Source organism: Klebsiella grimontii (assembly GCF_900200035.1).
Classification (GTDB): domain Bacteria; phylum Pseudomonadota; class Gammaproteobacteria; order Enterobacterales; family Enterobacteriaceae; genus Klebsiella; species Klebsiella grimontii.
The window spans coordinates 1-15,468 of sequence record NZ_FZTC01000027.1 but is presented as its reverse complement, the minus strand read 5'-3'; the positions used below and the strand labels follow the sequence as shown (position 1 = coordinate 15,468).

Annotated in this window: 13 protein-coding genes; 6 read left to right on the top strand and 7 right to left on the bottom strand. The window is 51.1% G+C overall.

All coding sequences use genetic code 11. The annotated features are described in order from the left end of the window. The first annotated feature begins 143 nt into the window (after positions 1-143). Entirely contained in the window at positions 144-881 is a 738-nt protein-coding gene (locus KOSB73_RS24585) for a peptidoglycan DD-metalloendopeptidase family protein (protein ID WP_000287501.1), read from the top strand. A gap of 33 nt (positions 882-914) precedes the next feature. Here KOSB73_RS24585 and KOSB73_RS24580 read toward each other — a convergent pair whose 3' ends face one another. The 7 genes from KOSB73_RS24580 to silC all read right to left on the bottom strand — a co-directional run bounded on the left by KOSB73_RS24580 (position 915) and on the right by silC (position 10,584). Next, complete coding sequence (locus tag KOSB73_RS24580; RefSeq protein WP_000843497.1) at positions 915-1,112, bottom strand: DUF2933 domain-containing protein; 198 nt, start codon at positions 1,110-1,112, stop codon at positions 915-917. 40 nt (positions 1,113-1,152) lie between these two features. Beyond that, a complete protein-coding gene (gene silP / locus KOSB73_RS24575; protein ID WP_049133343.1) occupies positions 1,153-3,600 on the bottom strand; it encodes an Ag(+)-translocating P-type ATPase SilP in 2,448 nt (815 codons plus the stop codon). 126 nt (positions 3,601-3,726) lie between these two features. Then, a complete protein-coding gene (locus tag KOSB73_RS24570) occupies positions 3,727-4,167 on the bottom strand; it encodes a DUF411 domain-containing protein (RefSeq protein WP_000758228.1) in 441 nt (146 codons plus the stop codon). Positions 4,168-4,253: 86 nt separating this feature from the next. Beyond that, on the bottom strand, positions 4,254-7,400 hold the full coding sequence (gene silA / locus KOSB73_RS24565; protein ID WP_000574029.1) for a Cu(+)/Ag(+) efflux RND transporter permease subunit SilA: 3,147 nt from the start codon (positions 7,398-7,400) through the stop codon (positions 4,254-4,256). A 10-nt stretch (positions 7,401-7,410) separates the two neighbouring features. Next, positions 7,411-8,703: a Cu(+)/Ag(+) efflux RND transporter periplasmic adaptor subunit SilB gene (gene silB, locus KOSB73_RS24560; RefSeq protein ID WP_047727585.1), complete on the bottom strand. Its 1,293-nt coding sequence runs from the start codon at positions 8,701-8,703 to the stop codon at positions 7,411-7,413. 113 nt (positions 8,704-8,816) lie between these two features. Then, positions 8,817-9,170, bottom strand: a complete 354-nt coding sequence (gene cusF / locus KOSB73_RS24555; RefSeq protein ID WP_098141135.1) for a cation efflux system protein CusF — start codon at positions 9,168-9,170, stop codon at positions 8,817-8,819. A 28-nt stretch (positions 9,171-9,198) separates the two neighbouring features. Continuing rightward, positions 9,199-10,584 (bottom strand): Cu(+)/Ag(+) efflux RND transporter outer membrane channel SilC, encoded by a 1,386-nt coding sequence (silC, locus tag KOSB73_RS24550; protein ID WP_047727584.1) that lies wholly within the window; start codon positions 10,582-10,584, stop codon positions 9,199-9,201. A 189-nt stretch (positions 10,585-10,773) separates the two neighbouring features. Between silC and silR the strand changes: the two genes are divergently transcribed. The 5 genes from silR to KOSB73_RS24525 all read left to right on the top strand — a co-directional run bounded on the left by silR (position 10,774) and on the right by KOSB73_RS24525 (position 15,297). Continuing rightward, a complete protein-coding gene (silR, locus tag KOSB73_RS24545; RefSeq protein ID WP_047727583.1) occupies positions 10,774-11,454 on the top strand; it encodes a copper/silver response regulator transcription factor SilR in 681 nt (226 codons plus the stop codon). Further along, positions 11,447-12,922: a copper/silver sensor histidine kinase SilS gene (gene silS, locus KOSB73_RS24540; RefSeq protein WP_047727582.1), complete on the top strand. Its 1,476-nt coding sequence runs from the start codon at positions 11,447-11,449 to the stop codon at positions 12,920-12,922. Before silR ends, silS begins: the two co-directional genes overlap by 8 nt. A 250-nt stretch (positions 12,923-13,172) precedes the next feature. After that, entirely contained in the window at positions 13,173-13,604 is a 432-nt protein-coding gene (gene silE / locus KOSB73_RS24535; protein ID WP_000790483.1) for a silver-binding protein SilE, read from the top strand. Positions 13,605-13,747: 143 nt separating this feature from the next. Beyond that, complete coding sequence (copM, locus tag KOSB73_RS24530; protein ID WP_047727581.1) at positions 13,748-14,089, top strand: CopM family metallochaperone; 342 nt, start codon at positions 13,748-13,750, stop codon at positions 14,087-14,089. Between the two features lie 60 nt (positions 14,090-14,149). Next, a protein-coding gene (locus KOSB73_RS24525) for an IS3 family transposase (protein ID WP_098141133.1) occupies positions 14,150-15,297 on the top strand; the annotation gives its coding sequence in 2 pieces (ribosomal slippage) (positions 14,150-14,399 and positions 14,399-15,297; 1,149 coding nt in all). The last annotated feature ends 171 nt before the right edge of the window (positions 15,298-15,468 follow it).

The window sequence follows — 15,468 nt, the reverse complement described above, 5'->3', positions numbered from 1 at the left end:
GAGCTTCAGGAGCAAACGGGAAACAAGATATGTTACAAAAATGACGACCATCAACGGTGCTCCCGATTAACTGACAGATGACACGCCTCCTGAAAACCCCTAGCATACGCCGCAGTGTTCATGCTAACGGCGAATTCCAGTAAATGTATTCTACCGATGTCGTAAAAGAAAATGCCTACCTTTCAGCCACCCGCTCGGGGCTGGAATCGAACGAGATCGCTACTCTTCAGCGCTCCTTGCCTTCCCGGTTTAATCTGCGGCATTTGAAAAAAAATGAATCATTAAAACTCGTACTGCAAAAGAAAGCGGGAAAATCACGTGTCGTGGCCTATAAATTTACGTCCGGTTCATTTAATTACACGGCGTATCGTATATCAGATAAAAAGTTCTATAACCTTTCCGATACTTCCGGGAAAGGCAGTCTCGATTATCCGTTACCGGCCACAGCAAGACTCAGTTCGCCTTTCAATCCTGCAAGACTTAACCCGGTATCGGGAAAAGTGAGTCCCCATAATGGCATTGATTATTCCATGCCCATGAACACGAAAATAGTCAGCGTCATCGACGGAAAAATCACCCGGGCCGAATACAACAGCACCATGGGATATTTTGTTGAAGTAACAGGAAAAGCCGGTGTTAAAACTCGCTATCTCCACCTCAATAAAATACTCGTTACTAAAGGGGCCAGGGTTACCCGGGGAGGCGCTATTGCGTTATCCGGTAACAGCGGACGTTCATCCGGTCCTCATCTGCATTACGAGCTGGTCATCAATAACAATCCTGTTAACTCACTGGCGTTCCGGGCAGCGGCACCCGCTGATAACAAACTTGAACAGCATGCCTTTGCGCATGCCAGAGACTACGAACGATACCTGGACTGATAACGGGGCCGCGACGCGGCCCCGTCTGCCGGATTAATTTTTTTTATCGTTTTCACTTCCTTGATGTTGATGATCTCCATGCCCTCCGTGGCCGTGGAAAAGATGCATTAGCGGGCAGACCAGCAATAACAGATATGGCCAGTAACCTGCCACATGTGACCAGTGTTCGCGCAGGAGGGCAAATGCCGCGATCGCGGCGACAGCAATAAGCGCATAGGTGGTACTTTTCATACTGGACTCCTTCTGTTCGTAACAGCCCCTTCACTCAGTGTTATTTCCCGAGCCTGACACTTTTCAGACGCAACGCATTCACAATGACGCTGACGGAGGAAAGAGCCATGGCCGCCGCCGCAATAACTGGCGACAGCAGTATTCCATACACAGGATAAAGCAGACCTGCAGCCACAGGCACGCCAAGTGCGTTGTAGATAAATGCAAAAAACAGATTCTGACGGATATTTTTCATGGTGATCTCTGACAGATGACGGGCCCTGTTCAGTATCATCAAGTCGCCTTTGAGAAGGGTGACTCCGGCACTTTCAATTGCCACATCTGTACCCGTTCCCATGGCTATACCCACGTCAGCCGCTGCCAGCGCCGGGGCATCATTCACACCGTCTCCGGCCATCGCAACCACATGGCCAGACGCTTTCAGTCGGGTTATCACTGCTTTTTTGCCATCCGGCAGAATTCCGGCTTCAACCTCATCTATTCCCAGTTTCCGTGCGACTGCTTCAGCAGTAAGCTGGTTATCCCCGGTGAGCATAACAATGCGGATCCCCGCCTGACGCAAAGCTTTAAGCGCATCCGGCGTGGTTGTTTTCACGGGATCCGAGATAGCTATCAGGCCTGCAAGGTCCCCGTCTGTGGCCACATAGATAACGGTAGCGCCTTCCATCCGCAACGTATCCGCAACGGCCTTTTGATTATCAATAACGATACTGTTTTCCTGCATAGCCAGTTCATTACCAATAACAACCCGTTGACCTTCGACATCGCCTGAGACACCTTTACCCGACGGTGCATCGAAATGAGTGACTGCGGGTATTGCGATCCCCTTTTCCTGTGCTGCTTTAACTACTGCCATACCCAGCGGATGCTGCGAGCCTTTTTCCACTGCGGCTGTTACACGCAAAAGAGATGTTTCCCCACCCGGATTGAGACTGATAATCCCTGTCACCGTAGGCGAACCTTCCGTGAGCGTGCCTGTTTTGTCGACAACCAGCGTGTCCACTTTTTCAAGACGCTCAAGGGCTTCGGCATTCCTGATTAACACCCCGGCCTGGGCTCCTTTGCCCACCCCCACCATTATCGACATCGGCGTGGCCAGCCCCAGCGCGCAGGGACAGGCAATAATCAGGACCGACACAGCCGCAATGAGACCGTGCGCCATCCTGGGCTCGGGCCCCCAGACAGACCAGATCACGAAAGCAACAACCGCGATAAGTATCACCAGAGGAACAAACCAGCCTGAAACGCTGTCAGCCATTCTCTGGATGGGGGCACGCGAACGCTGTGCATCAGCGACCATCTGAACAATTCGTGAGAGCATTGTTTCATCACCGACTTTCTCTGCACGGATGATGAGACTCCCTGTCTGATTAATGGTCCCCCCGATGACAGGGTCACCCTCCGTTTTGGTAACCGGCATAGATTCCCCGGTCACCATCGATTCATCAACGGTTGTTTTGCCTTCGATCACAATACCGTCGACCGGAATACTCTCTCCTGGTCTGATGCGGAGCTTATCGCCAGGCAGAACATCTTCCGCATTAATATCCGTTTCATGACCGTCATGATCCAGCCGCCTGGCGGTTTTGGGGGCAAGATTCAGTAGTGCAGTAATGGCACCTGAGGTTTGTTCCCGTGCCCGCAGCTCAAGAACCTGTCCCAGCAGAACAAGCACCGTAATAACTGCTGCGGCTTCAAAATAAACGGCCACCAGGCCATCCATGTTTCTGAACGATGCAGGAAACCAGGAGGGGAAGACGGTTGCAATGACGCTGTACACCCAGGCTACGCCGGTGCCCATTGCAACAAGGGTAAACATATTCAGGGAGCGGTTACGTAACGACATTCCGGCCCGGGCGAAGAATGGCCAGCCACACCACAACACGACAGGAGAGGCCAGAAGCAGCTGCAGCCATGTGTTGTACTGTGGCGGTACTGTATTCCTCAAGGCGGGAAACAGATGAGATCCCATTTCGAGTACCAGAACCGGAAACGCCAGCAACAACCCCAGCCAGAAGCGTCTTGTCATGTCGCGAAGTTCATCACTTGGCCCCGTGGATGCCGTAGCTACGAGCGGCTCCAGTGCCATTCCACAGACAGGACAGCTTCCGGGACCACTGCGGCGTATCTCCGGGTGCATCGGACATGTCCACACACCTTCAGAATTCTCTTTCTCCGCCTGGTGGTGAGGCTGTTTTATCTGATCAGGGCTGACTTCGTGATGATCGTGGTGATGGTGATGGGAATGTTCACTGGCATCTTCGGTAAGATAACGATCGGGATGGGCTTTAAATTTACTCTCACAGCTGGCGGAGCAGAAATAAAGTTGATGGTCCTGGTATCGAATGCTGCTGTGCGCCCTGTCGGGCAGGATGTCCATCCCGCACACGGGATCTCTCACCTTATGCAATACGTGGCCCTCGTCCGGGGATAATGTCTGCTCAGAAGCAGTCTGGTTGTTGTGTTGCACTGCATTGTCATTTTTCACAGTAACTCTCCTTATGCATACCGAAGCATCTTCTGTCTTCAGGGTATGTCATGGATGCGATTACCACGAATGCCGCCGGCATAAGAGTGCCTGCTGCCGGCGTCCCGTTATCAGCCGTTCCGCTGACTATTCGATTCGCTGGAAGACTTTTTTACTTCCATCCGGTGAGAATGCGATAACATCGTAAGCCTCTTTTCGGGCTCCCATCTCCATTCCAGGACTTCCTGCTGGCATACCGGGGGTGGCGAGACCGTATATACCTGAACCAGACTGCATTGCCTTATGTATCGTTGTCGCAGGCACATGGCCTTCAATGATCAAATTACCGGCAACCGCGGTATGACAACTTCGCAGTCCTGCAGGAATAGCATGCTTTTCTTTCAGGGCTGACAGCGCCTGATCATTCATGACGTGAGTTCGTACTTCAAACCCGTCTTTTTCCATCGCCTTGCCCCACAGGGAACAACAGCCACAGTTTTCAGATTTGTACATATCAATCACTTTTTCACTCGCCATCGCGGGCAGTGAAAGGCCGAGAGCCAGCGCCATCAGAACCACTTTTTTCATACTCACCTCTGTATATTATCGATTTAAACCCTGACGTCAGGGTGAATCAGTAAAGAAGGACACCCACAGGGGGTGCCCTTTCAGGTTCAGGACACGCTTTTTTTATGTCTGCGCAGCCAGATTAATTTGTAGGCGGCAGGAATAATGAACAGGGACAGCAGCGGAGCCGTGATCATCCCACCAATCATGGGTGCCGCGATACGGCTCATGACTTCTGAACCTGCACCGGTTCCCCAGAGTATTGGCAGCAGACCCGCAATGATCACCGCCACGGTCATGGCTTTCGGCCGGACACGCAGTACGGCACCATGATAGAGGGCTTCATCAAGGCCTTCCGGTGTGAACGTCTCTTTACGGGACAATTCCGGGTGCGCTTCAATGGCATGACGCAGATACATCAGCATGACCACGCCAAACTCTGCTGCCACCCCGGCCAGAGCGATAAACCCCGTTCCGGTTGCGACTGACATATGGAAGCCCTGCCAGTACAGGAACCATATCCCGCCAACCAGGGCGAACGGCAGGCTCATCAGGATCAGCAGGGCTTCATCAACCCGGCGGAATGCCAGATACAACAGGATGAAGATGATCATCACCGTCATCGGCACCATCAGCTTCAGTTTCTTGTTGGCATGCTCAAGCAGTTCAAACTGTCCGGAGAATGACACGCTGGTACCCGGTCTCAGTTTCACTTTCTGACTGATCGCCGTTTTAATGTCATTAACCACCGACACCATATCCCTGCCGCGCGCGTCAATGTAAATCCAGCTGGCTGGACGGGCATTTTCCGTTTTCAGCATAGTCGGCCCGGAAACGACCTTAATATCCGCAACATCGCCCAGCGTGATCTGCTGCTTCATCGGGGTCAGGATCGGCATCTGTTTCAGGGCCTGCGGGCTGTTCCGGTAATCCTGCGGATAGCGGATATTAATCGGGTACCGGGCCACGCCTTCAACCGTTTCCCCTACCGTCGCGCCGCCGATGGCTGATGAGATGAACAGCTGCACATCGCCCACCGTCATTCCGTAGCGGGAGGCTTTTTCCCGGTTGATATCCACATCAATGTAGCGCCCGCCTTCCAGTCGCTCTGCGAGAGCAGACACTACGCCGGGTACGGTTTTGGCGACCGCTTCGATACTCTGCGCCGTTGCATCGATATCGGACAGAACCGTTCCGGACACCTTGATACCTATCGGGCTTTTGATCCCGGTTGAGAGCATATCAATACGGTTACGGATTGGCGGCACCCAGAGGTTTGCCAGCCCCGGTAAACGGACGGTCCTGTCGAGTTCTTCAATAATCTTGTCAATCGTCATGCCTGGACGCCACTGATCCTCAGGTTTGAGCTGGATCGTGGTTTCAACCATTTCGAGCGGTGCGGAATCCGTGGCGGTCTCTGCTTTACCGGTCTTGCCAAATACAGAGGCCACTTCAGGAACGCTTTTGATTAACTTGTCCGTCGTCTGCAGGAGCGCTGCAGCTTCAGCCGGAGAGACACCCGGCAGGGTCGACGGCATATACAACAGGTCGCCCTCGTTAATCTTCGGCAGAAACTCACCGCCCACCTGGCTCAGCGGCCAGATAACGGTGAAAATGGACAAGGCCGCAACCAGCAGGGTTGTTTTTGGCCAGTGGAGAACCCGCAACAGCAATGGATGATACGCTTTGATCAGTACCCGGTTCAGGGGGTTACTGGTCTCTGCAGGAATTTTCCCCCGGATCCAGAATCCCATCAGAATCGGAATGACGATGATGGCCAGCGCGGCCGCGCCCGCCATGGAGTACGTTTTCGTGAATGCCAGCGGGCCAAACAGACGTCCTTCCTGACCTTCCAGGGTAAAGATAGGAATAAAGGACAGGGTGATGATCAGCAGGCTGATAAACAGTGCGGGTCCCACTTCAACGGAGGCATCGGTAATCACCTTCCAGCGGGTGGCGTTGTCAATCTGCTCACCCGGATGCTGATGATCCCACTCCTCAAGCCGCTTATGCGCATTCTCAATCATCACAATGGCGGCATCCACCATCGCACCGACGGCAATCGCTATCCCTCCCAGCGACATGATATTGGCGTTCAGTCCCTGGAAGTGCATGACGATAAAGGCGATACACAGACCAAGCGGCAGAGAGATAATCGCCACCAGGGCAGAACGTACGTGCCACAGGAACAGGGCACAGACGATGGCCACCACGATAAACTCTTCCAGAAGTTTGGAACTGAGGTTATCAATCGCCCGGTCGATGAGCTGGCTGCGATCGTAGGTGGTCACGATTTCAACGCCTTCCGGCAGGCTGGCCTTCAGCGTCTCAAGTTTATCCCTCACTGCCGTGATAACGTCGCGTGCATTTTTACCCGACCGCAGGATCACCACGCCGCCAGCGACTTCGCCCTGGCCGTTCAGCTCGGCAATACCACGCCGCATTTCAGGCCCGGTCTGCACGCGGGCAACATCCCGCAGATAAACCGGCACGCCGTTCTCGCCTGTTTTCAGGACGATGTTATTAAAATCATCAATGCTCTGAAGATAACCGCTGGCACGGACCATATACTCAGCTTCGGCCATTTCAACGGATGAGCCACCGGCCTCCTGGTTAGACGATTCAAGGGCCTGTTTCACTTCGGGCAGGCTGATACCATACTGAGACAGTTTTACCGGATTGACCTGAATCTGGTACTGTTTCACCACGCCGCCAACCGAAGCGACCTCAGCCACGTTCGGGATGGTTTTCAGCTCAAATTTCAGGAACCAGTCCTGCAGAGAACGCAGTTCTGAAAGGTCGTGTTTTCCGCTGCGATCGACAAGGGCATATTCAAAAATCCAGCCCACACCCGTGGCATCCGGACCGATTTCAGAACTCACCCCGGCGGGCAGTTTTCCCTGAACCTGATTCAGATATTCCAGCACGCGGGAACGGGCCCAGTACAGATCGGTGCCGTCTTCAAAAATGACATATACATACGAATCACCGAACTGTGAAAAACCACGCACAGTTTTTGCGCCAGGTACGGAGAGCATGGTGGTGGTAAGTGGATAGGTGACCTGGTTTTCTACAATCTGCGGGGCCTGGCCGGGATAGCTGGTTTTAATAATGACCTGCACATCTGACAGGTCAGGCAAGGCATCGACCGGCGTGTTAATAATCGTCCATGTACCCCAGATGCTGAGAAACAGGGCCCCCATCATGACCAGGAAACGGTTGGCGACAGAGCGCCGGATAATCCATTCAATCATCGTCGTCTCCTCAGTGCCCTGAATGCATATTTACAGGCTGGTCAGACATTGCTGGCATACTGCTTTCTGTTTTTTCAGGATGGCGCATACGTTCCAGCGCGCCCGTAATATTGGCTTCGGAGTCAATGAGGAACAGACCACTGACCACCACGGTATCGCCTTCATTCAGGCCGGAGCCGATGCCGGACTGTTGTTGTGATTCATGCAGAACGTGGATCTGTTTCGGCACAAACTTGCCTTCATCATCAACAGTAATCACGCGCTGTTCTTTGCCGGTATCGATAACGGCCTGGCTTGGTATCAGCAGCATCTCCTGGCTCTTGGTATTGAGTTTCAGATAGGCATTCATGCCCGGCTTGAGAAACTCATCCTTATTAGAAACCTGGAGACGGACCTGAAGCGTACGGGTTGTCTGATCCACGCTGGGAAGAATGTTCCATTTTTCGACATGGAATGTTTTATCCGGATAAGCCGGTACCGAAATTTCAAACTGCGACGTATCTTTCAGCAGATAGGCGATAGATTCCGGCACTGCAGCGCTGATCCAGACCGGGTCCATCCCCTGAATCTGAGCCACCACCTTATCTTTCGAAATATTCATGCCGGTGCGCAGGTCAAATGCAGTAATGACACCATCAATAGGTGCTTTAATGGTAAAACGGGTCTGGATTGTGCGGGTTGAACGCAGTCTTTGAATATCCTCTTCCGGCATACCAGCCAGACGAAGTCGCTCCAGAACCCCTTTTATCTGGGTTGGCGTACCGCCTGTACCGGATAGCAGCAGGAACTCACTTTGTGCCTCAACCCATTCAGGAATGGTGATATCGATAAGCGGAGTGCCTTTCTTCACATGATCGCCAGTAGTCAGGGGATACACTTTTTCGACGAAACCGTCAGAGCGCGCCTGCACAATGACAAACTGATACTCGTTGTAACTGACATTAGCCGGGATTGTCTGAGAATAATTCAGCATTCCTCGCGTGACATTTTGCGTTTTTAATCCCAGATTCTGAACCTGGGTTGGATCGATACGGATCCCGCCATTGCTTTTATCGCCACTTTCATCAGCATATTTTGGCACAAGGTCCATATCCATAAAGGGAGATTTTCCGGGTTTATCAAATTTGGTATCCGGTTTCATCGGGTCATACCAGAAAAGTACCTTTTTCTCCGGTGCCTTTTGTTCTGTTTGTACTGTTTTTTGTGATGAGTTTACATACTGCCAGGCAGTAACCGATATCAGCCCTCCTGCTATGAGGCTGCTGATAATTATTGCAGCATATTTTATCTTTAAAGAAGCCATACAATTTCTCGCTGAAAAATCAAAACACCTGGCATATGCGGCCGATCATTCATTCACAGTAATCCCTTAATGAATGTTCAGACGCACTGGATGTATTCGCTCCGGACAGTCAATCAGGATTGCGTAACGTTAATGCTTTTGAGTAAGGAGATATTGCCCTGCTGAATAAACGAGAAATCGACATGGTTGCCGGTTTTCAGGGCATTGATAGCGTCGTCTGCATTAACAAAAGTGAAGCGCATGGTCATTGCAGGCCAGCCCACCGCAGGGATTGCTTCGTGCGAAATGGTGATCTTTTTACTATTTATATCAATTTCTTTAACGACACCGGTGCCCTTGATAACCTGCTGTACCGAAGCATCACTGGCAGTATTCATATCGCCATGCTGATGTGTTTCAGCATGAAGACCGGCAGAAAACATGACAGAGAAGGCACCAAATAAAATAGCTTTAAGTGAATTACGCATTTTTAATTTCCTGATTAATTAAATAAATTTATTCTACCCAACCGCCACCCAGCGCAGTAAACAGATTAATTTCGTTAACCTGTCGGGAATAGGTAAGATCGAGAATGGTTTGCTGCGTAGCGAAGAGGGAACGTTCTGCATCCAGCACTTCGATGTAACTGACAGCACCACTTGCATACAATCCTCTGGCTCGCTGGAGAGTTATCTGAAGTGAATCAAGATAACGCTGCTGTGACTCAAGTTGCTGGCTAAGGCTGTCGCGCAGCGCAAGCGTGTCGGAAACATCCTTAAAGGCTGACTGAATTTTTTGTTCGTAATTAACCACCGACTGTTGCTGGCGAATTTCAGCCAGCTTCAGATTGGCTTTATTCCTGCCAGCATTAAATATAGGAATTTCAATTTTAGGGATAAAATTCCACATTCCACTTCCTGACGTAAACAGGCTGGACAGCTCCGTACTGCTTGCGGAAAGGCCACTGGTCAGGGTAATGGACGGGAAAAAGGCCGCCCGCGCTGCGCCAATATTCGCATCAGCCGCTTTCAGCTGGTATTCCGCCTCCATAATATCCGGTCGCTGCAGCAAAATTTGTGACGACAGGTTTGATGGCAGTTTAACTGGCGCGATCTCACCGCCTTTCATCCCTTTTTCTGGCGGCAGTGCACGGTACGTTCCCAGCACCAGTTGCAGGGCATTGTTTGCCTGAGCCAGATCGCCTTCTCGTTTGGCTATCTCAGCGCGGGTACTTTCGATTTGTCCCCTGGCCTGTTCAAGCGCCAGCACATTCGTACTCCCGGTCACGAGCTGTTGCTCAACGAAAGCATAGGACTGTTCGTAATTTTTCAGCGTTTCCCGCGCGATACGGAGTTGTTCATACGCCAGTTGCTGGCTGAAATAGCTTTGTGAAACGCTGGAGACCAGCAGGATATGTACAGCCCGACGGGCTTCTTCGCTGGCAAAGTAGTTCTGGCGATCAGCGTCACTCATGTTCTTGAGCTTGCCGAAAAAATCGAGCTCATAGCGGAGTTCCAGACCCGCGTCGTACTCCTGTGTGGTCGGCTTGTCGCCTTTCAGACCACCGCTGTAGGTGATCCCGGATGAGGCATTCAGCTGGGGATAACGATCTGCATCCGTGACGTTGAACTGGGCCCGGGCCTCTTCAACCTTCAGGGCAGCCATTCTCAAATTACGGTTATTAGCAAGGGCTTCCCCGATCAGCCGGGTAACCTGGGGATCGACAAAAAAGTTACGCCAGCCCGTATCCTGATAACCATTCACTGCTGGCGTCAGGCTGTTTCGGGACAGTGAAAACTGCTGGGGTACCGGTGCTGCCGGGCGCTGATATTCAGGTGCCAGAGAGACACAACCAGCCAGGATGAATATCGTGCTGATGCTGAGTAATTTTAATTTGAACATAACGCTTCTCGTCCAGGCAGACCTGGTAAATGGTTCAAATGAAGTCCAGAGTATTGATAGGGATACTTTACCGAACGCTCTCTGTTTGCCGGGTGACAGGATAATGACAATGTTGTCATTATTGCTGTAATCCGTTGATAACGATCGTGAGCGCAATAGAATGACCGTAGCAGCCGACCGGGGAGCAAGATGAAAATATTGATCGTCGAAGACGAAATTAAAACAGGTGAATATCTCAGCAAGGGACTGTCAGAGGCAGGGTTCGTGGTGGATCACGCCGATAATGGTCTTAGCGGATACCATCTCGCCATGACTGCCGAGTATGATTTAATCATTCTGGACATCATGCTGCCTGATGTGAACGGCTGGGACATCATCCGTATGCTGCGCTCGGCCGGAAAGGGGATGCCGGTCTTGCTGCTGACGGCCCTTGGCACGATTGAACACCGGGTCAAAGGACTGGAACTGGGAGCGGACGATTATCTGGTTAAACCCTTCGCGTTTGCCGAACTGCTCGCCCGGGTAAGGACCCTACTGAGGCGGGGAAACACGCTGATCACGGAAAGTCAGTTTAAGGTGGCTGACCTCTCGGTTGATCTCGTCTCCAGAAAAGTCAGTCGCGCCGGAAACCGCATTGTGCTCACCAGTAAAGAGTTCAGCCTGCTGGAATTTTTCATTCGCCATCAGGGTGAAGTGCTACCCCGCTCCCTGATTGCCTCTCAGGTCTGGGACATGAATTTTGACAGCGACACTAACGCGATTGATGTCGCCGTAAAGCGACTTCGCGCGAAAATAGACAACGATTACGGGACAAAGCTGATCCAGACAGTCCGGGGCGTGGGCTACATGCTGGAGGTCCCGGATGCATAGCAAACCGTCCAGACGCCCGTTCTCGCTCGCGCTGCGGCTGACCTTTTTTATCAGCCTGTCCACGATACTGGCTTTTATCGCCTTCACCTGGTTTATGCTGCATTCGGTTGAAAATCATTTTGCCGAGCAGGATGTCAGCGATCTGCAGCAAATCAGTACCACACTGAATCGTATAATGCAGTCCCCGGCGGATCCGGATGAAAAAAAAATAAGCAAAATAAAGGAGTCGATTGCCAGCTACCGCAACGTTGCCTTTTTGCTCCTCAACCCCAGGGGGGAGGTGCTCTTCAGTTCAGCGCAGGGGGCAGCACTACGCCCGGCCGTGAATTCAGCAGATTTTAACGAGCACAGCCGCGCACGGGATGTCTTTCTCTGGACGGTGGAAGAGCCTGCGGGTCCGATGCACGCCGAATCCGGAATGAAAATGGACACCTACCGGATTATCGCCTCCTCTGGTCAGGCGATTTTTCAGGGTAAACAGCAGAACTATGTCATGCTGACTGGCCTCTCCATAAATTTCCATCTCCACTATCTCGATGCGCTGAAAAAGAATCTGATTGCGATTGCCGTCGTGATAAGCCTGCTGATTGTTCTGATCATTCGTATCGCCGTCCGGCAGGGACATCTGCCCCTTCGTAATGTCAGCACGGCCATTAAAAACATCACTTCCGAGAATCTTGATGCGCGGCTGGAATCGACACGCGTTCCCATTGAGCTGGAGCAGCTGGTTATCTCGTTCAATCATATGATTGGAAAGATTGAGGATGTCTTTACCCGCCAGGCCAATTTCTCTGCCGATATCGCCCACGAGATCAGAACGCCCATCACCAATCTGGTGACGCAGACTGAGATCGCACTGAGTCAGGACCGGACGCAGAAGGAGCTCGAGGATGTCCTCTACTCCAGTCTTGAAGAGTATAACCGGATGACCAAAATGGTCAGCGATATGCTGTTTCTGGCCCAAGCGGACAATAACCAGCTGATACCTGACAGGGTCAGATTTGATCTCAGAGCGGAAGTCCTGAAAGTCTTCGAATTTTTCGAAGCCTGGGCCGAAGAACGCAATATCACGCTCAGGTTTAACGGGATGCCCTGTCTGGTTGAGGGCGATCCACAAATGTTCAGAAGAGCAATCAATAACCTGCTGTCCAATGCCCTGCGTTATACCCCGGAGGGACAGGCCATCACCGTCGCCATCAAAGAACAGGAAAATGTTTTTGACCTGGTGATTGAAAATCCGGGAAAACCTATCCCTGAGGAGCATTTATCAAGGCTGTTTGACCGTTTTTATCGGGTGGATCCGTCCAGGCAACGAAAAGGAGAAGGCAGCGGCATCGGTCTTGCTATCGTGAAGTCCATTGTGGAAGCACATCACGGAAGAGTAAATGTGGAATCAGACGTACGCTCCACGCGTTTTATCTTATCCGTGCCCAGACTGGAGAAAATGATCCCGGAAACCCAATGCTGAAAATAAAGATGTAAATGACAAAGATGTCATTAGCCTGTCATGCAGCAAACAGAAGCCATTCGATATAATTAGTGCAACTTATCAGGAAGGCTGGATTGCTTCATCAATACCCGGCGTCAGAGTACGCCAGGAAATGAATATCCAGCCCTCTTCCGGAGAAATAAATGCTGCCGAACTTGTTTCAGTTATGGAACTGAAAACACCGGTTGTACTTCCCCGGACATCACTAATTCAGAAATGGAGAGTTATCATGAAAAATATCGTATTAGCATCTTTGCTGGGCTTTGGTTTAATTTCATCGGCCTGGGCCACTGAAACCGTGAATATCCATGATCGCGTCAACAATGCACAGGCTCCTGCTCACCAGATGCAGTCTGCTGCGGCTCCTGTCGGGATCCAGGGGACTGCTCCTCGTATGACCGGTATGGACCAGCATGAACAGGCCATTATTGCTCATGAAACCATGACGAACGGCTCGGCGGATGCGCACCAGAAAATGGTGGAAAGTCATCAGAAGATGATGGGAAATAACACGGTATCCACGACCGTCCCGTCAACGTCTTACGCGGCGATGAATGAGCATGAAAGAGCAGCGGTTGCCCATGAATTCATGAATAACGGGCAATCCGGCCCACATCAGGCCATGGCCGAAGCGCACCGCCGCATGATCAATGCAGGCTGAATGCGACGGTAGTATCCGTGCTGTTACCTTTTCCCTGATAGATTTTCCTGAAACAACGTTGCTACATTTTTGCCCCCCGTCAGGGGGCTTTTTTGTCTGACTCAGCTACACTTAACCGGTACCTGTCTGAAAGGAATTATTATATGAAAATCAAAAACACCCTTTTTGTAATATTAATGTTATCCCTGCCAGCCATTTCTGCTGAACATTCTGAAATGAACATGTCAGATATGACCTCATCAGCATCGTCACAGGAATACATGGCGGGGATGAAAGATATGCATGACAAAATGATGGCCGCCGTTAATGAGCCAGATCCCGACAAGGCCTTTGCAAAAGGCATGGTTGCACACCATGAAGGGGCAATAGCAATGGCTGAAACCGAGCTGAAGTATGGAAAAGATCCCGAAATGAGAAAACTCGCACAGGACATTATTAAAGCTCAAAAAGGTGAAATTGAGCAGATGAATAAATGGCTTGACTGAATCGCCACGGGTTTAACAGACACCTCAGAGTCATTTAAGATGGCTTAAAGAGAGGTGCCCATGAGCGGTAAGCGTTATCCCGAAGAGTTTAAAACTGAAGCAGTTAAACAGGTTGTTGATCGCGGTTATTCTGTTGCCAGCGTTGCAACACGTCTCGATATCACCACCCACAGCCTTTATGCCTGGATAAAGAAGTACGGTCCGGATTCTTCCACTAATAAAGAACAGTCAGATGCTCAGGCCGAGATCCGCCGTCTCCAGAAAGAGCTGAAACGGGTTACCGACGAACGGGACATATTAAAAAAAGCTGCGGCGTACTTCGCAAAGCTGTCCGACTGAGGTACGCCTTTATCCGTGACAACTCCTGTTGCTGGCCTGTTCGCCTGCTCTGTCGGGTGCTGGATGTTCATCCCAGTGGTTTTTACGCCTGGCTTCAGCAGCCGCATTCACAACGCCATCAGGCAGACCTGAGACTGACAGGACAGATTAAACAGTTCTGGCTGGAATCGGGATGCGTCTATGGTTATCGCAAAATCCATCTGGATCTGCGTGACAGCGGGCAACAGTGCGGAGTAAACAGAGTCTGGAGACTGATGAAACGTGTCGGAATAAAGGCTCAGGTCGGATACCGAAGCCCGCGGGCACGTAAAGGCGAGGCCAGTATCGTGTCACCCAACAGGCTCCAGCGACAGTTCAATCCGGATGCTCCTGATGAGCGTTGGGTAACGGACATAACCTACATCAGGACCCACGAAGGCTGGCTGTATCTTGCCGTTGTTGTTGATCTGTTCTCACGCAAAATTATCGGCTGGTCCATGCAATCCCGGATGACAAAGGACATTATCCTGAACGCACTGCTGATGGCTGTATGGCGGCGTAATCCCGAAAAACAGGTGCTGGTTCATTCGGATCAGGGCAGTCAGTACACAAGCCATGAGTGGCAGTCGTTCCTGAAATCACACGGCCTGGAGGGTAGCATGAGCCGTCGCGGTAACTGCCATGATAATGCGGTTGCAGAAAGTTTTTTCCAGTTGTTGAAACGTGAACGGATAAAGAAAAAGATCTACGGAACGCGGGAAGAAGCCCGCAGTGATATTTTTGATTACATCGAAATGTTTTATAACAGTAAGCGTCGGCATGGTTCTAGCGATCAGATGTCACCGACAGAATATGAAAACCAGTATTATCAACGGCTCGGAAGTGTCTAGATTATCCGTGGCGATTCAGGTAAGTGACTAACTTTTGCTTTGATGAGGGAATCGAACATCATAAAAAGTAACTTTCTTCGCCTTCTGGTGAACCAATACCGATATTATTGCCTGAATGGTATAGTGTTACCTGTTGGGAGCAGTTCCCCCATTTTTCCAGGAAGAACATTA